We start from the raw sequence: 18,323 nt of genomic DNA, 5'->3' as shown, positions 1-18,323 counted from the left end.
GCTAGCGGCAGCTACCACGATCCTCCTCAAGTCAGTCGACCAGTCGGCGCCAGCAGATCAGGACGCAGGCGAGGCTGCCGCCCCGGGTGGGTGGTCAGACGGTACGCAGGCTCTGGAGCAGCCGGGCGGCTCGGTTGCCGGGGTGGGCGGTCAACCGGTCGAGCAGCACGCCGGTGTCCTCGGTCCAGTCCGGCCCCGGCACCAGGATCTTCGCCGGCGGCACCGCGTCGGGCCCGTCGATCCGCGCGGCGCGCACCCGTGCCTGGTCGACGCCCTCCGCGAGCAGCCTCTCCCCACCGCCATAACCGTCCTTGGCGACCCGCGAGAGATGGGGATAAGCCGCCGCCACCTCATGCGTGACCAGCATGGCGAGCAGCACGTCATCGGTACGGGTAGGCCGGTTCTCGCCGCGGGCGCGCTCGTCCGCCTCGAGCCGGGCCCACAGCACCGGCCGGGCGGCGTGGTTGCTCTGACGGGCCAGCACCGAGAACAGCAGGCGGTCGCGCAGCCCCCGGCCCCGGTAACGGACCCGCCCGATCAGCGCGTCCCGGGCCGGCCGCAGCTCGGGCGCCAGGCGGTCGGCGCGCTGCGGCGGTCGGCCGTCGAGAGCGGCCTGGCGTACCTCGCCGGGAGCGACCCCGCAGGCCCGGACGACCGCCGACGCCCCGAAGGCGGGGTCGGCGAGCAACGCCGCCAGCAAGGCCACCGGGGAGTCCTGGGCCCGGCTCAGCGCGGTGGCCGCGACGGCCGAGACCGGGACAGTCCGGCCGTCCGTGCCTCGCGCGCTGGTCTCCTCGCCCGAATCGACCGGGGCGTCCGGGTCCCGCAGGACCGTGAGGACCACCAGCGACGTGATGTCGAACGCGCCCAGCAACGGCGCCACTTCTTTGTCGTACGCCGCCGAGAACAGCAGGTGGCCGGAGCCGACCGGGCCGTCGGCGGCGGCGCGCGCCCGCGTCAGCGTGCCGGTCAGCCGCTCGCCGACCGTGAATTCCTCAGCCATGTCGTCTCCTCGCCGGTTCGGTGATGGAGATCAATCTAGGGCGGGCGCGGGTCGGGGTCATCGGGCCCGGGACGGAGTCCGGCCCCCGCCCCAGGGCATAGATCACGGCCTGCGCGGCACAGGAGCACGTCGGGCGGCCCACCCGAGCACGGCGGCCGCTTCCTCCCGACCCTGGGGTGTCTGACACTCACTCCGGGCTCAGCTCACGTGAGCCGCACCACGCGGGGCAGGGGAGAGGGGTGCGGCGCGAGGGCCGGACGGCGGCGGTACTCCTGGGGGCTGACCCCGCGCTCGCGCTTGAACGCCGTGCTCAGCGCGAACGCGCTGCCGTACCCGACCCGCCGGGCGACGGCCTCGAGCGTCGCGTCGTCCTGGCGCAGCAGATCGGCCGCCAGGGTGAGCCGCCAGCCGGTCAGGTAGGCCATCGGCGACTCGCCCACGACCTCGGTGAACCGGCGCGCGAGCGAGGCCCGGGAAACGCCCGTGCGGGCGGCCAGCGAGGCCGCGGTCCAGCCGTACGAGGGGTCGTCGTGGACGAGACGCAGCGCCGGGCCCACCACCGGGTCGGCCTGCGCCCGCTGCCAGCCCGGGGCGTCGTCGGACGGCGCGGCCAGCCACGATCGCAGCACCGACACGAGCACCAGGTCGAGCAGGCGGTCGAGCACCAGGTCCTGGGCCGGCTCGGTGCCGGTCATCTCCCGTACGAGCAGGTCGATGAGCGCCTGGTCGCCCGCCTCGGCCGGTCGGATGAGCAGCCCGGGCAACGCGTCGAGCAGGCGCCGGCTGACCTCGCTGTGCATCTGGTACGTACCGCTGATCAGCACGGTCGCGCCGTCCGCGGCCGCGCCCCACGTGCGGACCCCCTGGCCGGTCATCGCCATCTCGGTGCCGTCCACCGATTCGCAGCGCTGGCCGGGATGGATGACGATCTGCGGCGCGGTGCCGGGGGAGTCGGCCACGTCGTACGGCTCGGTGCCGGCCACGACGGCCACGTCGCCGGGCTCGATGCGGACCGGCCCGGCGTCGCGCTTGACGATCTACGCCTCGCCGCGCACCAGCGTGATCAGCGACAGCGGCGAGCCGTCCTGGATCCGCAGCGACCACGGTGGATCCAGGACCGAGCGCAGCAGGAACGCCCCCCGGGCGCGGGGCCCGTCGAGCAATCCGGTCAGCGCGTCCACCCGCTCACCGTACCGGTGCCGAGCCCCACACCCCGGTGGCGGCGGCCCGGGTCGCGTACCCGGCGAAGTCCCGCGCCGGGCGGCCGAGCGCCTCCCGCACCCCGTCGGCCGGCTGGGCGTTGCGGCCGTCCAGGATGCCGCGGAACATCTCGCCCAGCTCCACCGGCAGCCCGGCGTCGCGCAGGACACCCTCGTACTCGTCGTGGCCGATCGCCGTGTAGCGGATGTCGCGGCCGGTGGCCCGGCTCAGCTCGGCCGCGACCTCGGCGAAGGTGAGCGCCCGGGGGCCGGTCAGCTCGTAGCGCCGGCCCCGGTGGCGCGGGTCGGTGAGCGCGGCGGCCACCACGTCGGCGATGTCGTCGGCGTCGACGAACGGCTCGGCCACGTCGCCCGCCGGGAGCCGGATGTCGCCGCCGGCCACCGCCCCGGCCAGGAAGTCCTCGCTGAAGTTCTGCGCGAACCAGCTGCAGGTGACGATCGTCCACCCGGTGCCCGCCTCGCGGACGCGCTGCTCGGCCGCCTGCGCGAGCGGCTCACCCCGCCCGGACAGCAGGACCAGTCGCTCCACCCCGGCGCCGGCGGCCAGGTCGGCGAAGGCGCCGACCTTCTCGGCCGCGCCGGGCAGTCCCAGGTCGGGATGGAAGGTGACGTAGACGGCGCGCCGGCCGTCCAGGGCGGGCTTCCAGCTCGACTCGTCGTCCCAGTCGAACCGGGTCGCGCTGTGCCGGGAGGCGATCCGTACGTCGAGGCCCAGCCGGGTGAGTCGCTCGGCGACCCGCCGCCCGGTCTTGCCGTTACCGCCGATGAGAAGTGTCATGCGTTCAGTACAGCGTCCCGCGGTGAGACGTTGAATGGCTCACCGGCGCAAGGGCATAAGCGAAACACTCAGCGCCGGGGCGGGCGGGAGGTCAGCGCGTTCACCGCCGACAGCAGCGGACCCCACTGCCTCGTCTGCCGGCATGTCACCTCCTCCTTCACCAGGTGTGTCCCACCGTCGGTCGGTGGAGTGGCGAAGCACCCGCGAACATGTGACAGTCGCGTGACGATCAGCGACGGAGACCCGCGTCGCATCGGGACCGTCCCGCCGGGTATACCTCGGAGGGTGGAAGATGTCGCCGGGCCGGCTCTGGCCGCGATCAGAGCCGCCTTCGGCACCAGCACGGGGCTGCCCGGCCTGGCGTCCGACCTGGTGGTGACCGACCCGGACGGCTGGGTGCCGGCGTCCACCCTGGCCGACGACCCGGCCGGCCTGCTCGCCGCCGGGCAGCGCCGCTGGTCCGCCCCGCCGCACGTCTCGGCCGCCCTGGTGTGGAAGTCGTACTCGTACTGGCTGGCCCTGCCGGTCGCGTTCGGCTGGGTGGCGGCCCGGCGGGTGCCGCATGTGACCGCGGCCGAGGTCCTGGTGCGCTTCGACGCCCCGCGTACCTCCGCCCGGCTGGGCCTGCATCCCGGCACCCCGGTCTCGGTGCTGCCCTCCGACCCGCTGGCCGCGAGCGGGAACCCGGCGATCTCCGTGGTGCCGGACGAGGCCGCGCTGCTGGGAACGCTGCGCCGGGTGCTGCTGGACGAACACGTCGACCCGCTGCTGGCCGCCGTCCAACGGTCGGTCCGGCTCAGCCGGCGGCTGCTGCTCGGGTCGCTGGCCGCGAACATCGCGCACGGCGCCCGGCACGCCGCCGGGGCGGTCGGGGCTTCGGCGCCGGAGGCCATCGCGACGCTGATCGCCGCCCTGGACCTCGGGGCGCTGGTCGAGTGGACGCCGGGCGCGGCCGGGCGCGTCGCGGTGCACCGGCAGACCTGCTGTCTGGCCTTCACGCTGCCCGAACCACGATTCTGCTCCGACTGCTGCTATCGGCCACCCCAGCCGGGCGCCTGACCCTCCGATGAGGACGATCGCCGGCGACCGGGTCAGTCCGTGGTGAAGGCGGTGCGGAACCGCTCGATCGCCTGCTCGGGCGGGCCGGACGCCCAGGCCTCGAGCCCGACCACGCCCTGATACCCGAGCCGCCGCAGGGCGGCCGCGACGGCCGGGTAGTGGATTTCCCCGGTGCCCGGCTCGCACCGGCCGGGCACGTCGGCGACCTGGATCTCGCCGATCCACGGCAACGCCCGTTCTACCAGCTCGATGAGGTTCCCCTCGCCGATCTGGGCGTGGTAGAGATCGAGGTTGAGACGCAGGTGCGGGCTGTCCACGGCCTCGACCAGCGCCAGCGTGTCGGCGGCCCGGGCGAACGGGGTGCCGGGATGGTCGACGGCGGTGTTGAGATTCTCCAGAGTGAACGTACGCCCGGTCCGCTCGCCCAGTTCGGCCAGGCGGCTGAGGGTCCGCGCCGCCGTGAGCCACATCGCCGGCGTCACCACGGCGGCCGGGACGACGGGCCGGCCGCGGTCGTCGAGCCCGGTGCCGTGCAGGTTCAGGCGAGCGCAGCCGAGACGCTCGGCCGCCTCGAGGGCCAGGCGGGCGGTGCGCACCAGCTCCTCGGCGCCGTCCCGGTCGGCCAGCGTGCCGGTCAGATATCCGGTCATCGACGAGATCGTGGCGCCGGTCCGCGCCAGCGCGTCGAGGTCCTTGGTGGCCCAGTTCCACATCTCCACCTCGAAGCCGAGATCGTGGATGCGCCGGACCCGCTCGTCGAACGGCCGGTCGAGGAAGACCATCTCGGCGCAGACGGCCAGCCTCACTTGGCCACCTCCGCGACCTTTCCGGTACGCGCCGACTCGGCCGCGGCCAGCGCGATGGCCAGCGCGCCGCGGGCGTCCGTACCCGTCACCGGGGCCTCGCCGCCCGACCGGACGGCGTCGGTGAAGGCGGCCAGCTCCGCGGTGTACGCCCCGGCGAACAACTCCTGGTCGCCGCGCACGGTGTCGGCGACGCGCCCGTCCGGGCCCGAGAAGGTCATCCCCGTACGCCGGCCGTCGCCCATGGTGACCAGGCCACCCGAGCCGAGCACCTCGCCGCGGACGTCATAGCCGTAACTCGCCTCGAAACAAGCCTCGGCCGTGCCGACAGCGCCGTTGGAGAACCGGACGGTGACCACGGCGGTGTCGAGCAGCCCGCGATCGCGCCAGTCCGGCTCGACCAGGGCGTCAGCGGCCGTGTACACCTCCGTGGCCTCCGCGCCCGGGTTGAGGAACCGCAGCGTGTCGAAGTCGTGGATCAGGGTCTCCAGGAAGATCGTGCCGGCCGCCACCCGGGCCGGGTCGAAGCCGCCGGGATCACGGGTGAGCGACCGGAGCAGCCGCGGGGTGCCGACCTGTCCCGCGTCGATGAGCTTCCGGGCGCCGGCCCAGTCCGGCGCGAACCGCCGGTTGAAACCGGTCTGCAGCACCACCCCGGCGTCCCGGGCGGCCTCGATGACCCGGTCGGCGTCGGACAGCGTCAGCGCCATCGGCTTCTCACAGAACACGTGCTTGCCGGCCCGCGCCGCGGCGACGGCCAGCTCGGCGTGGAAGCGGATCGGGGACGCGATCACCACCGCGTCGACCCGAGGGTCGTCCCACACCTCGGCCGGATCGGCGCAGGCGCGGTCGGCGCCCAGCTTCGCGGCCGCCCCGGGAACCGGGTCGACGACCGCGGCGAGGCGCACGCCCGGCAGCCGCCGGCTCAGCGTCTCACCGTGGAACAGACCCATCCGCCCGGCTCCGATCAGAGCGACTCCCACCATGCCGTGCCTCCTCTGGAACGTTCCACCTCGATGCAGGCTCGGCGATGGGACGGGCCGCGGTCAAGGTGCGCCCTGGAACGTTCCAGATGATGCGATTACGCTGTCCGGGGTGCGCGACGAACGCAGACCCACGCTGACCGACGTGGCCCGGCGGGCCGGAGTCTCCAAGTCTCTGGTCTCGATCGTCATGCGCGACGAGCCCGGGGCCGGGGCCGAGACCCGCCGACGCGTCCTCGAGGCGGCCGAGGCCCTGGGCTATCAGCCCGACAGCCGGGCCCGCTTGCTGCGCAGCGGCCGCAGCCGCCTGCTCGGTGTCGTGTTCGGCCTCCAGCATCCGTTCCACGCCGACCTGGTGACCGGCCTCTATACGGCCGCCCGCGAAACCGGGTACGAGCTCGCGCTGAGCGCGGTCACCCCGGAGCGCGACGAACCCGAGGCGATCACCAGCCTGCTCCGCGACCGCTGCGAGGCCCTCATCCTGCTCGGCCCCCGGTCCACCGCGGCCGTGCTGGCCCGGCTCGCGGCCCGCCGGCCCGTCGTCGTCCTGGCTCGGTCGGTGCGCGACGCCGCGGTCGATGTCGTCCGCACAGCCGACGCCCGCGGACTCCACCTGGCCGTCGACCACCTGGCCGGCCTGGGTCACCGCGCGATCGCCCACATCGACGGCGGGCGCGCGCCGGGAGCGGCCGACCGCCGCCGCGGCTACCGGGACGCCATGCGCCGCCACGGCCTGAGCGACCGAATGACGATCCTCCCCGGCGGCCTCACCGAGTCGGACGGCGCCGCCGCGGCTCGTACGCTGCTGACCGACCGGCCGACCGCGGTCACCGTCTTCAACGACCGCTGCGCCACCGGCGTCCTCGACGTGCTGACCCGGGCCGGGGTCGGCGTGCCGGGGGAGATCAGCGTGGTCGGCTACGACGACAGCAGCCTGGCCCGCCTGGCCCACGTCGACCTGACCACGGTCGCCCAGGACGTCCCCTCGATGACCCGCCTCGCGGTCGCCCGCGCAACCGACCGCCTCGAGGGGGCGCCCGTCGCCCGGCGCGAGGTCGTCGTCCCCCCACGGCTGGTCGTCCGGGGCACTACGGGTCCGGCCTACCCCGGCTGAGGAAAAGCGCTTCCGGCTTCAGGTGTGGGCGCTTCATCGAGGCTGGTCCGGTCCATCGGCGCCGGGAAGCGTTGCCGGTTGGCGGCTTTCGTGCGGTGGCCGCATCCGGACGCCGGCATCAACGGCATAGCTCAGGCACGTCTTCGACGACTGCGGTTTCTCGCTGCAGACGATCCGCAGTACCCGGCCGGTCGACGTGGACAAGACCCTTGATCCCGAGCTCGTCGCCGCTCCGGCCTCGACCGGCCACCTCGGCGACTTTTCCGCTATCGCGCGGAGCCGCGTACACCGTCACGCCAGACGTCTCAGGGTTCGCGCTCGTCGTGCGCGTGCCACTACTCGGCAGGGCGCCGTTCGACCCATACGGCCGCGGGCCACCCGGGACGTTCGTCAGCCTCCCGGCGGATCTCGACGAACCCGTGCGCAGCGTAGAAGTCGGCTGCCGGCGCGTTTCCGTCGGTGTACTCCAGCCGTACGGGGCGGCCATCGGCGTAGCCGAACAGTTCTTTGATCAGCGCCGAGCCGACTCCTCTTCCCTGCGCCTCGGGAACCACGTAGAGCTTCCAGATGATCGGAGCCTCGCCCCGCAGGTCGATGTTCCCCGTGCCCATCACGGATCCGTCTTCCTCCGCGACGAGCACCGTCGTGTTCTCGAGACTTCGCCTGATCGCCTCGGTCGACCACCACGTCTCCAGGCCCTTGGCGACGTACTCCGGGCCGGCGAATCCGTACGTCGTCGGCCACGTTCGCTGTCCCACGGAGATGATCGCCTCGATGTCATCCGGGCCGGCCTTGCGAATCTCGATGGTCACCACGACATCATCCCGGTTGCCGACGCCGGTGCGCAGACCTCCATGCCGCCGAGCAAGTCCGGAGCATCGGGCTGACCCACAAGCAGCAAGCCGACCAGCGCGCGGTTGGGTTGGTGCGGCGGGTCGCGGTCGGGCGGCCAGTTGAGATTGGGCGGCTGGTTGGGATTGGGCGGCCGGTTGCGGCCGGGTGTCGGGTCTGGGTGCGGTCAGCATCAGGGCCGGCGGCTCCTGGACCATCCGCGAGGCCGTCACCAACGTGGTGCGCGGCCCTCGCCTGGTGGCGGGCCGTGGCCTTCGGTGGCCCACCCCGGCCTCGACAACGTGGTCTTCACCGGCTCTGATGTGGGCCGGCACTCGAACCGCGACCAGATGCGGATGACCAAGCGGACAGACCATGACGGGGCAGCGGCACAGCTGGCCCAGGCACGTCCGGGTGCGGCTGGACTCGGCCGGAGTCGAGATCCTCGACGACGATGTAATTCAGGGCGATCGGCCCGCCTCGGGGGCGAAAAATTGCTGGCCCCGCACGGCTAGCTCCCCGGCGAACTCGTCCCCGATCGTCGGGCGGCACCGGCCGCTGGTCGAGCGGCCAGTAGGTCACATCGCCGGCACGGCCACCGCGCGGCGAGTGGCGGGCGCGATGGCGCGGCCGTGGGGGACGAGCAGCTGCAAGGCGGCCGCGCGCTCGGCGGCGGCGTCCGCCTCGAGGCGCAGGCTGGTGCTCGCGCGGCGCGCCGACTCGGCGTCTCGCCAGGCCGCCCGCTCGGCCACGACCGCGTGCTCGTAGCGCTCGCGCAGCCAGGCCACCGACGCCCGGGCGATGACCAGCTGCTGGTCGACCGGGTGCAGCCGGGCGTCCCAGCCCGCGCGCTCGGCCAGCGCGTCGGCCACCGCCGCGGCGGGCAGCTCGCCCCGGTCGGCCGCGGCGGTCACCTCGCGGTGCAGGTAGCGCTGCCGGGTCGCGTACTCCTCGCAGGTCCGCACCGACCACGGCGTGCCCCACGCCGCCGCGGCGGTCGCGGTGCGCAGCCGGGCGTCCGCGTCGAGCCAGGCCTGGTACGCGTCGGTGAGCTCGTCGCCGGAGCGGTCGCGCAGCTCCTGCCAGCGCTGCGCCGCGACCTCGGCCCGCTCGGCGGCGACGCCCACCTCCTCGGCATAGCGCGAGGCTTCAGCGGCCTCCGCGGCCCGCCGGCGGATGAGCTCACCGCGCCCGCGCAGGGCCGCGACGAATTCCTGGGCCGCGCGCCGCGGGCGGCGCATCGTCTCGGGGCTGCCCAGCAGCAGCAGTGCCGGGAACGTCAGGAGCATCAGCATCGCCCAGATGGCCATCGGCGCCGGGTCGTTGAGCAGCATTTCCGCAACCACGTTCATGTCGAATCCGTCCGTCCGCAAAACCGTCCAGGGAAGGCTGCGACCGTCGAGGAGCGACGGTCAGGCGGACGCGGCCGGCGGCGCGCGGGAACCGCGGACACCCGCGGCGAATTGCGAAAGAAGGTCGCGCGTGCGGTCGCCCGGCAGCAGCTCGGCCGGAGCGGCGGCCGGAACCGGCTCGAACGGCCCGCGACGGCGGACGGCGGCACCCAGGACAGTGACGACGAGAGCGGCGACGAGCAGCGCAGCGACGATCATCAAGATCGCCGAGAGCACCGCCACCGTCACCATGCGTCCACCTTAGCCGATGTCTCCGGGGCCCGCAGGGTGCCGCTCCGGCGTGCGCCGGGCCGCTCCACCGGGCGTGCGCCGGCCATCTCCCGGGCATACGCCGGGCTGCTCCGGGCGTGCGCCAGGCCCACCGGGCGCTCCGGGCGTGCGCCGGGCCGCTCGGGCGTGCGCCGGCCATCTTCTGGGCGTGCGCCGGCTGCTCTGGGCGTGCTCCGGGCCGCGCCGGGCCCGCTCGGGGTGCGCCAAGCCGCTCGGGCATGCGCAGGGCATTTTCTGGGCGTGCGCCGGGCCGCTCCGGCCGTGCGCCGGGCTGCTCCGGGCTGCTCTGGCCGTGCGCCGGGCTGCTCCGGCCGTGCGCCGGGCGTGCACTTGGGCGTGCACTGGGCATTTTCTGGGCGGCGCCGGGTCGCACCGGGCCGCTCGGGGCGTGCGCCGGGCCGCTCGGGCGTGCGCCGGGCATCTTCTGGGCGTGCGCCGGGCCGCGCCGGGCCGCACCGGGCCGCACCGGGCTGCGCCGGGCTGCTCGGGGCGTGCGCCGGGCCGCACGGGCGTGCGCTGGGCATCTTCTGGGCATGCGCCGGGCCGCACCAGGCCGCACCAGGCCGCACCAGGCCGCACCAGGCTGCTCCGGGCGTGCGCCGGCCCGCGCCGGGCTGCTCGGGGCGTGCGCCAGTCCGCGCCGGGCTGCTCGGGGCGTGCGCCGGTCCGCGCCGGGCTGCTCGGGGCGTGCGCCAGTCCGCGCCGGGCTGCTCGGGGCGTGCGCCGGGCCGCGCCGGCTGCTCCGGGCGGGCGCCGGGCCGCGCGGGCGTGCACCGGGCATTTCCTGGGCGGCGCCGGACCGCACCGGGCCGCGCTCCCGGCGTACGCCCGGCCGCTCCGGCGTGCTGTGGCCGCTCCGGGCGTACGGTGGAGAAGTGATGATCTTGCCCGAGGGCCTGCTGAAACTGTTGCGTGGGCCGAGCCCCTGTTTCCTCGCTACCACCGACCCGGACGGGTCGCCTCAGCTCACCGAGGTCTGGGTGGGCACCGATGGTGAACACATCGTGATCAACACGGTCGAGGGCTTCCGCAAGGTGCACAACGTCCAGCGTGACCCGCGCGTCTCGGTGGTCGTCACGAAGCCGGAGCAGGTGTCCGACTACTACTCGGTCAAGGGGCGGGTCGTCGACGTGTCGCCGAAGGGCGGCGCCGAGCACATCGAGGAGCTGGCCCAGAAGTATCTCGGCGGCCCGTACCCGTGGTTCGGCGGCCGTGACCAGGTACGCCTCATCATGACCATCGCGGTCGACAAGATCGTCCACCAGCCGTACGGCTGACCGGCCCGGTTGTTTCGGCCGAGGATCTTGAGGGTAGGTCGGGCGAAACCGGCAGAAGGAGATGCAGATGCCCGCGCAGAGCCCGTCCGACCCGGACAAGTACCCGCCGCTCGACCCGGGGGCGCCCATCCCCGACGACCCGGGCGAACTGGAGCCGGACAGCCCGGAGCCGCTGCCCCCGGCGCCGGTCGAGCCGATCGTCGAGCCCGATGTCGAGCCGGCTCCCGAGCCCGGTGGAGTGCCCGAACCGGCCTGAGCCCGTCGGCCGCCGGCTTGACCGGCACGGGTATCTTCGTCGCGCCACCGACCGGCACGAGCCGGTCGGGGCGACGACAACGGGGACAACCTCATCATGAAGATCAAACTTGCCGGCGCGGTGGTCGTGTTCGCCTCAACCGCCCTGCTGGCGACCGGTTGCGCAGGCCAGGACGACGACGCGGCGAACCCGGCGGCGCCGGCGACCTCCGCCGCTCAGGCCACTTCGGCCGCCCCGGCCGGCAACGGGGTCGAGGCGCTCGAGGCCCAGCAGATTCTCGACAAGGCGAAAGCGGCCCTCAAGAAGGCCGGCTCGTTCCACATGAAGGGTGACATCGTCACCGACGGCAGCAAGATGGGCCTCGACTTCAAGACCGGCAACGGCGAGGTCATCGGCAAGCTGTCGATGGGCGGCCCCAGCGTCGAACTGCTCGAAGTCGCCAAGAAGCGCTACATCCGGCCCGACGCGGCGTTCTGGAGCATGAGCGGCGGCGGCAAGGAGCAGGGCGAGCAGATGGCCAAGCTGGTCGGCGACCGCTGGGTCGCCGTCAAGGCCACCGACAAGAACACCGCCGACATGTTCGGCTTCTCCGACATCGACTCGATGCTCAACGCCGACGGCAAGGTCACCAAGGGCGCGGCCAAGGACATCAACGGCCGGCCCGCGATCGGCCTGGTCGACAACTCCCAGGACGGCGGCACGCTCTACATCGCCACGACCGGCGAGCCCTACCCGCTGCGCATCGAGAGCAAGAACGCGGCCGAGGGCGGCCTCGACTTCACTGAGTTCGGCGAGAAGTTCCCCGACATCAAGGCCCCGGCCCCGGCCGACGTCGTAGACATCGAAAAGCTGATGGGCAAGTAGACCGACCCTTCCGGTACGGCGCGGAGCCACCACGGTTGCCGGTGGCCCGCGCGCGCTCGCCGCACCGCCTCGACTGCGCACTGCTGGGCGGCGATGACCACGGTGGTCTGGCCACGGTCAGTTGTTCCCGCTGGATCACCCGAGGCGGAGCGGCACTCGGCCGACGCCAGGACTGCTGGTCAGACCTTGCGCGTGGTTCTTCCACGCGCTGACCTAGGCCTGTTTCGCAGTGACAGCCGGGCCGCTGAAATAGCCCCACTTCCGCCGGGACGCACGTCCAGATCGCCGTGATGTGCCGGTGCCGAGGAATCTTCGGTGCGCACCCAGCCGACACGTTTGCCGCTCGGCGACTTGGCCCTCACTGCACGCTGCACGCTGCCCGCTTCCCGCTTCCCGCTTCCCGCTTCCCGCTTTGCGCTCGTGCTGCTGGGTTTCGCTTCGCGCTCACGGCTTCCCGCTTTGCGCTCGTGCTGCTGGGTTTCGCTTTGCGCTCACGCTCCAGGCTCCCGCTTCGGGCTCAGGCTCCCGCTGCCGCCTCCCGCCTCCCGCCTCGCGCCTCCCGCCTCGCGCCCCTGCCTCGCGGTCATGCTCCTGCCTCGCGGTCATGCTCCTGCTTCGCGGTCATGCTCCTGCCTCGCGGTCATGCTCCTGCCTCGCGGTCATGCTCCTGCCTCGCGGTCATGCTCCTGCCTCGCGCTTCCGCCTCGCGCTGAACCTCCCGGCTCCCGCTTTCGGTTCATGGCTCGCGCTCCCGTCTCTTGGCTCGCGGCTCGCGGCTCGCGGCTCCCGTCTCTTGGCTCGCGGCTCGCGGCTCGCGGCTCGCGCTCCTTGCTTCCGGCTTCGGCCTTCGGCCTTCGGGCTTCGGGCTTCGGTTACGGGCTTCGGCTTCCGAACGGTCGTAGTGGAGGGCCGGCGGTCCAGAACCCTTCAGCCCGCCGGTTGATCTTCACGTCGACTCCGACGTGACTGCCTGTGGGCGACTTGCAGGCGGTGACCGCTGAGGGGCGCGGAGATGGACGGGGACGCGCGGACTTGGCGTCGATCTGGAGCGGGCGCCTGCGCCGTCCCGGAGAAGTCGCAGAGTCAGGGCCTCAGCCTCGCGCACCGGGCGTGATTCTGCTGTTCATGTGACCATCTGACCGGGGCTTGGCGGTTCGTCGGGTTACACGCAATCATCAACAAGATTGGCATTGATCCGCCACTTGTTTCGATGTGCACAGTGCCACCGTGCCGGCCCTGTGGATAACTCCTTGCCAAACTGCCGAAAGGTGTAGCGTCCTAGCGCGGATGGGGATCGAGTTCGGGATGAGGTGACTGCCGATCATGGAACCGCAAAGTCATCATTAAATCGCGCCGTGGCTTCATTGATCGGAGGATGATGGCATGATCGAAAAGTCCTCCGGGGCAGTATTTCCCGGTTGGGCGCGAGACAATATGGTGGTGCGGCAGCTTCAATTGTTCACCCAGGCTCAATTGGCGACGATGCGTGATCGCAGTGCGTCGAGAAGGTATTCGGCTGCGGCGGAGGAATTTCGACGTCGGCATGCTCGTCATCGAGACTGGGGGTTGGCGCGCCGGCACGCTGAGAAGCTTCGCCGGCTTGAGGAGGAGCGCGCCGCGATGGTCGCTCCTGCGGAAGCCGCTCGATCATCTCAGCGCGTGAACGCCGCGACCGCGGGGATGGAGACCGAGCCCCCGCCGACACCACTGGCCGACATGCGTGCGTCGCGAGCAGCGTCGAAAGTGGAACTCGGGGACAGGCCTTCGGGTTCAAGCGTGGAGCCGGCCGTTGAACCGACGGCTGATGTTCCGGCGACACGTTCTGCTCAGATCGCCTGTAGGCCAACGCTGCGTGGCGCGATATCGCGCGTTGCAGCGGACCTCAAGCCTCACAGTGTCGATCGGTGCGTCTCCCGGCCGAGCGTCGATGCGTCGTCGCTGGGGCCTGAGCCACCGAGTCCCTCTTCGATTGCTCCGCGGTTCTGGTTCGCCGTCCCGGCGACACCTGCCGTGAGGGTGTCGGCCGATGGTTTGTGGTCGGCCGCCGCGGTGGGAAGGCTTGGCGCGAGGGTGTCGAGTGCCGCGAGGGTGGGAGTTGCGTTGACGCGCACCGCGATCCCGCGATCCGTCCGAGCGGCCGGTCGGCAGTCGATCGCGGATCGGCCGCAGACCTTTCGCCACCGCTCACCGGCTCGACCCACCACTGCTGCTGCGCAGGCTCGATGGCGCGGTGGATGTTTTCCAACGTCTCACGACCGTTGCTTGCGCCGTGCCCCTCCTCCGACCGGCCGAGAGCGGTCAGGTCGAACCGGGGGTTGCTCACGGCTTTGATTTGCCCTTCATCAATACCGACATCGCATCGGTTCTGGGTTTGTATGCCGTGCGCCGCCGGAAGCGATACCGATAGTGGGCCATTGTCGCAACTGTGGGGGTGTCCGGCCAATACGTTATTGTCCGAGTGTGGAATGCTGCAGGCGCGGTCGTCTTGATGGCGCCGTTGCGGCATAGGGCCCAACCTGCAATGCCTGAGGGTTCACCTCGACGACCGAAGTGCGACGGCATATGCCAACGATCAATGCTGCTCAGGTTAGAACTGAGAGTTGGGCACTCAGTGCAGCCGCTCGATTTCAGACTCCGAATCTGAACGAGCCCGCGGTAGTGGCGGCAGCAGCCGGGTCGGCGTCGGCAGCGGCGGCAGTGGCCGCGCAGCGGTGGCCCGTGGCGTCGGCGGTGGCCGCGCGGCGGTGGCCTGCGGCGTCGGCGGTGGCCGCGCGGCGGTGGCCCGCTGCGACGGCGGTGGGCTCACCGTCGCTGTCCTGCCGCGCGAGACCGATCGCCAGGCGCGTGCGGCTCGGGATCGCGATGGGTGAGCTGCGCGGGTACTGCACCAGCCGGGTGCGACGGCGGTCGCTGCAGTGGCAGTCGCGGCGTTGTCGGCAGTGGCCGGTCGGCAAGCAGACTCGGCCAGGCGGCGGCCCGGGGTGTGGCGTTCCTCAATGGAGACGTTTGGATGTCCCCTGCTCGCGGTAACCGGGGGCATGCTTTCCGACGAAGTGCGGCAGGTCACCCATCCGATGGCGCAGTTCGACGGGCTGGCGCTCGAGGTGAGCGACCCGGAAAGCCAGGCCGCGTTCTGGCGGTTGGCGCTCGGTGGCCGGGTGCACGGCGGGGGAGAGGAGCCGTGGATCGCGCCCGGGGCAGGCCGGCCGCCGCGGGAGATTCTGCGGCTCGATCGGGTGGACGACCTGGCTTTGGATGACGCCAAGGTGCACGTCGACGTGCGGCTGGACGGGGCGGAGCCGGGGGAGCTTCTCGGGGCCGGCGCGCGGCTGGTTCGCCGGCCGGGGGCCGATCCGTGGTTCGTGCTGGCCGACCCGGAGGGCAACGAGTTCTGCGCGTTCCCGGCGGCTGACGACCGGCCGGCCGGGATGTTCGAGCTGGTCGTCAAGTGTGCCGACGCGCACGGGCTGGCGCGGTGGTGGGCCGGGGTCCTCGGTGGACGGGTGGAGGAGGAGGGCGAGGCCGCCTCGGTGGTCGGGGCGCCCGAGTTCCCGTGGGACTTCATGGTGTTCGACCCGGTGCCGGGCATCGACCGGTTCCGCGGCCGGGTGCGCTGGCACCTGGTCGGGCGCGATCGGCGGCCCGACGCCCTGCTCGAGGCCGGCGCCACCGTGGTGGCCGAACCCGGGCGGCACCACGACCGGTGGGTGCTCGCCGACCCCGAGGGCAACGAGTTCCGGGTCACGCCACCAGGGGCTTGAGGGCCGCGCCGACCGCGGAGACCACGCCGGGGCGGTGGCCGTTGCGGATCAGGTTGATGCACACGCCGTCGACACCGGCGTCGAGGATGCGCTCCTGGACCTGCTCGGCCACCTGGCCGGGGGTGCCGAGGAAGGCGCGGTTGCGGCGGTCCTCGGGGATGGTCTCGCCCAGTTCCTTGGCCTCCTGCTCGGTCTCGCCGACCATGCCCATGATCAGGAAGCTGGTCGCCAGGGTGGCCGGGTCGCGGCCGATCTCCTCGCACCGCTGGCGCAGCACCGAGACCTTGCGGGCCAGGTCGTCGATGTCGCAGATGATGTTCATGTGCTGGGCGAACCGGGCGGCCAGGCGGAAGGTCTTCTGCTCGCCGGCGCCGCCCAGCATGATCGGCACGTCATCGCGTACGCGGGGGTTGTTGAGGGGTTCCCGGGCCTGATACCACGAGCCGTCGACCGTGGCCGGCTCGCCGCGGAGCATCGGCGCGATGATCGTCAGGGCCTCTTCGAGACGCTCGAAGCGCTGCCCGAACGTGCCGAACTCGAAGCCCATGTCGTGGTGCTCGCGCTCGTACCAGCCGGCGCCGATGCCCAGGACGGCGCGCCCCTTGGAGACGACGTCGAGGGTGGTCACCGTCTTGGCCAGAAGGGCCGGGTTCCGGTACGTGTTGCCGGTGACCAGCGTCGACAACTGGATCGTCGAGGTCGCCGAGGCGAGCGCGCCCAGGGTCGTGTACGCCTCGAGCATCGCGGCCTCGGGCTCGCCGATGCCGGGCAGTTGGTAGAAGTGGTCCATCACCAGCACGGTGTCGAAGCCGGCCGCCTCGGCCTCCCGGGCCTGCGCGACGACGGTGTCGAACAGCTCGCCGTTCGGCACGCCGGGATAGGTGAAGTTGGGAATCTGGTATCCGAGCCGGATGGTCATTGCTGCCCCTGTCGATGTAAGAGGTCTCTCACTTCGGTTAATGTAAGAGCCTACTCACATGGTCGCAAGCGGGAGGGGGACGGAAGTGGGTTACCACCACGGTGATCTCCGCGCCGCGCTGATCCGGGCCAGCTTCGACGTGCTCGCCGAGACCGGGCTGGAACGCTTCTCGGTCGCCGCGGTGGCCCGCCGCCTGGGCGTCAGCTCGGCCGCGCCGTACCGGCACTTCCCCGACCGGGACCACCTGCTCAGCGCCGTCTCGGCCGCCGCCGCCGACGACCTGCGGGCGGCGATCGTCGCCGCCGTCGCCGAGGACCCGGCCGACGGGCTGGCCGCGGCGGCCGGGGCGTACGTCCGCTATGTCGTCCGCACCGGCGCCGGCATCCAGGTCATCTTCGCCGCCGAGCTGTACGCGGTGGCCGACGACGACCGGCGCGAGCGGACCCGGGCCCTGATGACGACGATGCTCGAGCTCACCGGCGCCGATGCGCGCCTGCTCGAGGCCACGCTGGCCGTCGCGCACGGCTACGCGTCCCTGATCATTCAGGGCTTCTTCAGCCAGGGGGCCGACACCCTCGAGGAGATCGCCGGCCGCGCCGCCCAGGCCGCCCGCGCACTTCGATAGCAACCGGCCGGAACCCCGCCGGGCACCCGTGGCCCAGCAGCCTTCTCCGGGTGACGACACGACAGGAACTCCGACCGGATCCCCGGATTCGCGCCCGAGCCCGCCGGGCCCTCACCGCCCCGATCCTCGCGGCCCTGGCCGTCGGCCTGGCGGTGACCGCCGGCCCGGCGCCGGCCCAAGCCGCCCCGCCCGCGGTGGCCCAGGAGTGGAGCTCGCTGATGCACCGCAGCCTCACCCGCCAGCAGACCTTGGCCACCCTGCGGACCTCGCTCGTCATCCAGCAGAAGGGCGTCGTGACCCGCACCGCCGAAGTCACCAAGGCGACCGCGGCCGGCACCTTCGCCCAGACCCAGCTCACGACCGCCACCACCGCCCTCACGGCGGCCCGCAGCCGGCAGACCGCCGCCCAGACCGCCCTGACCACCGCCAAGCACAACCTCACGAAGGCCACCAAGAAGCGTCCCAGCAGCAAGGCGGCCGTCACCAAGGCCAGGAACGCGGTCACTGCCGCCACCAGGACACTGACATCGCGCCGGACCCAGACCGAGCAGGCCGTCACGACCCTGGCGACCGCGCAGGCCGACGTCCGCAGCACGACCACCGCGCTGACCACAGCGATCACCGCCCGGGACGCGGTTGTCGCGGCCGTCGCGGTGACCCAGAACCGGATCGCCACGCTGCCCACCGCGACCGCCTACTTCACCAAGGCCGCCACGATCAGCAAGGACGTGGTCAACCAGACCCGGACCGGTTTCGTCGTCGCCGACACGACGACCGTCTACGGCACGACGGTGCACAAGAGCGTCGCGTACGCCTTCAAGCGCATGGTCGACGACGCCGGCGCCAACGGCATCGCCATCTCGGGCGGCGGCTTCCGCACCCGGGAGCGCCAGGCCGAGCTGCGCAAGATCAACGGTTGCCCGGACATCTGGAGCGCGCCGTCCTCGTCGTGCCGCGTGCCCACCGCCATCCCGGGTCGCTCGCTGCACGAGCTCGGCCTGGCCGTCGACATCACGTCCGGGGGCAAGAGCCTCACCCGCACCAGCCCCGCCTTCAAGTGGCTCGTCCTGCACGCCAAGGCGTACGGCTTCGTGAACCTGCCCTCGGAGCCGTGGCACTGGTCGATCACCGGCGGCTGACCCGGCGCG

Annotated in this window: 16 protein-coding genes and 1 pseudogene; 8 read left to right on the top strand and 9 right to left on the bottom strand. The window is 72.5% G+C overall.

The genetic code is table 11. The features are described from left to right. Positions 1 to 94: 94 nt before the first annotated feature. The 3 genes and pseudogenes from HJC40_RS28200 to HJC40_RS28190 form a co-directional block, all read right to left on the bottom strand. Complete coding sequence (locus HJC40_RS28200) at positions 95 to 1,003, bottom strand: hypothetical protein (protein WP_250005558.1); 909 nt, start codon at positions 1,001 to 1,003, stop codon at positions 95 to 97. 203 nt (positions 1,004 to 1,206) lie between these two features. After that, positions 1,207 to 2,184, bottom strand: a pseudogene (locus HJC40_RS28195) (AraC family transcriptional regulator). Positions 2,185 to 2,188: 4 nt separating this feature from the next. After that, positions 2,189 to 3,001, bottom strand: a complete 813-nt coding sequence (locus tag HJC40_RS28190) for an NmrA family NAD(P)-binding protein (protein ID WP_250005555.1) — start codon at positions 2,999 to 3,001, stop codon at positions 2,189 to 2,191. 285 nt (positions 3,002 to 3,286) lie between these two features. On the opposite strand from HJC40_RS28190, the gene HJC40_RS28185 reads away from it, so the two are divergent. Continuing rightward, complete coding sequence (locus HJC40_RS28185; RefSeq protein WP_250005552.1) at positions 3,287 to 4,060, top strand: (2Fe-2S)-binding protein; 774 nt, start codon at positions 3,287 to 3,289, stop codon at positions 4,058 to 4,060. Between the two features lie 32 nt (positions 4,061 to 4,092). Here the strand turns inward: HJC40_RS28185 and HJC40_RS28180 are convergent, their stop codons facing one another. Both HJC40_RS28180 and HJC40_RS28175 read right to left on the bottom strand, forming a co-directional pair. After that, positions 4,093 to 4,866 (bottom strand): TIM barrel protein, encoded by a 774-nt coding sequence (locus tag HJC40_RS28180; RefSeq protein WP_250005551.1) that lies wholly within the window; start codon positions 4,864 to 4,866, stop codon positions 4,093 to 4,095. Further along, on the bottom strand, positions 4,863 to 5,849 hold the full coding sequence (locus tag HJC40_RS28175; RefSeq protein WP_250005548.1) for a Gfo/Idh/MocA family oxidoreductase: 987 nt from the start codon (positions 5,847 to 5,849) through the stop codon (positions 4,863 to 4,865). Before HJC40_RS28175 ends, HJC40_RS28180 begins: the two co-directional genes overlap by 4 nt. Positions 5,850 to 5,958: 109 nt before the next feature. Here HJC40_RS28175 and HJC40_RS28170 point away from each other — a divergent pair, with 109 nt between their 5' ends. Next, positions 5,959 to 6,960 carry a LacI family DNA-binding transcriptional regulator gene (locus HJC40_RS28170; protein WP_250005545.1) on the top strand — a complete coding sequence of 334 codons (1,002 nt, stop codon included), beginning with the start codon at positions 5,959 to 5,961 and terminating at the stop codon, positions 6,958 to 6,960. 335 nt (positions 6,961 to 7,295) lie between these two features. Here HJC40_RS28170 and HJC40_RS28165 read toward each other — a convergent pair whose 3' ends face one another. The 3 genes from HJC40_RS28165 to HJC40_RS28155 all read right to left on the bottom strand — a co-directional run bounded on the left by HJC40_RS28165 (position 7,296) and on the right by HJC40_RS28155 (position 9,434). Then, positions 7,296 to 7,772: a GNAT family N-acetyltransferase gene (locus HJC40_RS28165; protein ID WP_250005542.1), complete on the bottom strand. Its 477-nt coding sequence runs from the start codon at positions 7,770 to 7,772 to the stop codon at positions 7,296 to 7,298. A 597-nt stretch (positions 7,773 to 8,369) separates the two neighbouring features. Beyond that, a complete protein-coding gene (locus HJC40_RS28160; RefSeq protein WP_250005539.1) occupies positions 8,370 to 9,143 on the bottom strand; it encodes a hypothetical protein in 774 nt (257 codons plus the stop codon). A 60-nt stretch (positions 9,144 to 9,203) separates the two neighbouring features. Then, complete coding sequence (locus tag HJC40_RS28155) at positions 9,204 to 9,434, bottom strand: hypothetical protein (RefSeq protein WP_250005536.1); 231 nt, start codon at positions 9,432 to 9,434, stop codon at positions 9,204 to 9,206. 917 nt (positions 9,435 to 10,351) lie between these two features. Between HJC40_RS28155 and HJC40_RS28150 the strand changes: the two genes are divergently transcribed. The 4 genes from HJC40_RS28150 (at position 10,352) to HJC40_RS28135 (ending at position 15,631) form a co-directional block, all read left to right on the top strand. Further along, positions 10,352 to 10,750 carry a PPOX class F420-dependent oxidoreductase gene (locus HJC40_RS28150; RefSeq protein WP_250005722.1) on the top strand — a complete coding sequence of 133 codons (399 nt, stop codon included), beginning with the start codon at positions 10,352 to 10,354 and terminating at the stop codon, positions 10,748 to 10,750. Between the two features lie 67 nt (positions 10,751 to 10,817). Next, a complete protein-coding gene (locus tag HJC40_RS28145; protein WP_250005534.1) occupies positions 10,818 to 11,006 on the top strand; it encodes a hypothetical protein in 189 nt (62 codons plus the stop codon). A 96-nt stretch (positions 11,007 to 11,102) separates the two neighbouring features. Continuing rightward, positions 11,103 to 11,870 carry a hypothetical protein gene (locus tag HJC40_RS28140; protein WP_250005532.1) on the top strand — a complete coding sequence of 256 codons (768 nt, stop codon included), beginning with the start codon at positions 11,103 to 11,105 and terminating at the stop codon, positions 11,868 to 11,870. A gap of 3,038 nt (positions 11,871 to 14,908) precedes the next feature. Then, a complete protein-coding gene (locus tag HJC40_RS28135; protein ID WP_250005530.1) occupies positions 14,909 to 15,631 on the top strand; it encodes a VOC family protein in 723 nt (240 codons plus the stop codon). Here the strand turns inward: HJC40_RS28135 and HJC40_RS28130 are convergent. Beyond that, entirely contained in the window at positions 15,612 to 16,550 is a 939-nt protein-coding gene (locus HJC40_RS28130; RefSeq protein WP_250005528.1) for an LLM class F420-dependent oxidoreductase, read from the bottom strand. The genes HJC40_RS28135 and HJC40_RS28130 overlap by 20 nt on opposite strands. Positions 16,551 to 16,635: 85 nt before the next feature. On the opposite strand from HJC40_RS28130, the gene HJC40_RS28125 reads away from it, so the two are divergent. Together HJC40_RS28125 and HJC40_RS28120 are read left to right on the top strand one after the other, a co-directional pair. Then, positions 16,636 to 17,175 carry a TetR/AcrR family transcriptional regulator gene (locus tag HJC40_RS28125; RefSeq protein WP_250005526.1) on the top strand — a complete coding sequence of 180 codons (540 nt, stop codon included), beginning with the start codon at positions 16,636 to 16,638 and terminating at the stop codon, positions 17,173 to 17,175. A gap of 50 nt (positions 17,176 to 17,225) precedes the next feature. Continuing rightward, on the top strand, positions 17,226 to 18,314 hold the full coding sequence (locus HJC40_RS28120) for a M15 family metallopeptidase (protein WP_250005524.1): 1,089 nt from the start codon (positions 17,226 to 17,228) through the stop codon (positions 18,312 to 18,314). Positions 18,315 to 18,323: the final 9 nt, after the last annotated feature.

It is taken from the genome of Actinoplanes sp. M2I2, from assembly GCF_023544445.1.
Classification (GTDB): Bacteria; Actinomycetota; Actinomycetes; order Mycobacteriales; family Micromonosporaceae; genus Actinoplanes.
The sequence above is the reverse complement of the archived record's forward strand: the minus strand, read 5'-3'. Positions and strand labels throughout refer to the sequence as shown.

Coding starts and splice junctions, on each gene's coding strand:
- HJC40_RS28200 (WP_250005558.1), bottom strand. CDS start 1,003: ATGGCTGAGGAATTCACGGTCGGCGAGCGGCTGACCGGCACGCTGACG.
- HJC40_RS28190 (WP_250005555.1), bottom strand. CDS start 3,001: ATGACACTTCTCATCGGCGGTAACGGCAAGACCGGGCGGCGGGTCGCC.
- HJC40_RS28175 (WP_250005548.1), bottom strand. CDS start 5,849: ATGGTGGGAGTCGCTCTGATCGGAGCCGGGCGGATGGGTCTGTTCCAC.
- HJC40_RS28160 (WP_250005539.1), bottom strand. CDS start 9,143: ATGAACGTGGTTGCGGAAATGCTGCTCAACGACCCGGCGCCGATGGCC.
- HJC40_RS28155 (WP_250005536.1), bottom strand. CDS start 9,434: ATGGTGACGGTGGCGGTGCTCTCGGCGATCTTGATGATCGTCGCTGCG.
- HJC40_RS28150 (WP_250005722.1), top strand. CDS start 10,352: ATGATCTTGCCCGAGGGCCTGCTGAAACTGTTGCGTGGGCCGAGCCCC.
- HJC40_RS28145 (WP_250005534.1), top strand. CDS start 10,818: ATGCCCGCGCAGAGCCCGTCCGACCCGGACAAGTACCCGCCGCTCGAC.
- HJC40_RS28140 (WP_250005532.1), top strand. CDS start 11,103: ATGAAGATCAAACTTGCCGGCGCGGTGGTCGTGTTCGCCTCAACCGCC.
- HJC40_RS28135 (WP_250005530.1), top strand. CDS start 14,909: ATGCTTTCCGACGAAGTGCGGCAGGTCACCCATCCGATGGCGCAGTTC.
- HJC40_RS28130 (WP_250005528.1), bottom strand. CDS start 16,550: ATGACCATCCGGCTCGGATACCAGATTCCCAACTTCACCTATCCCGGC.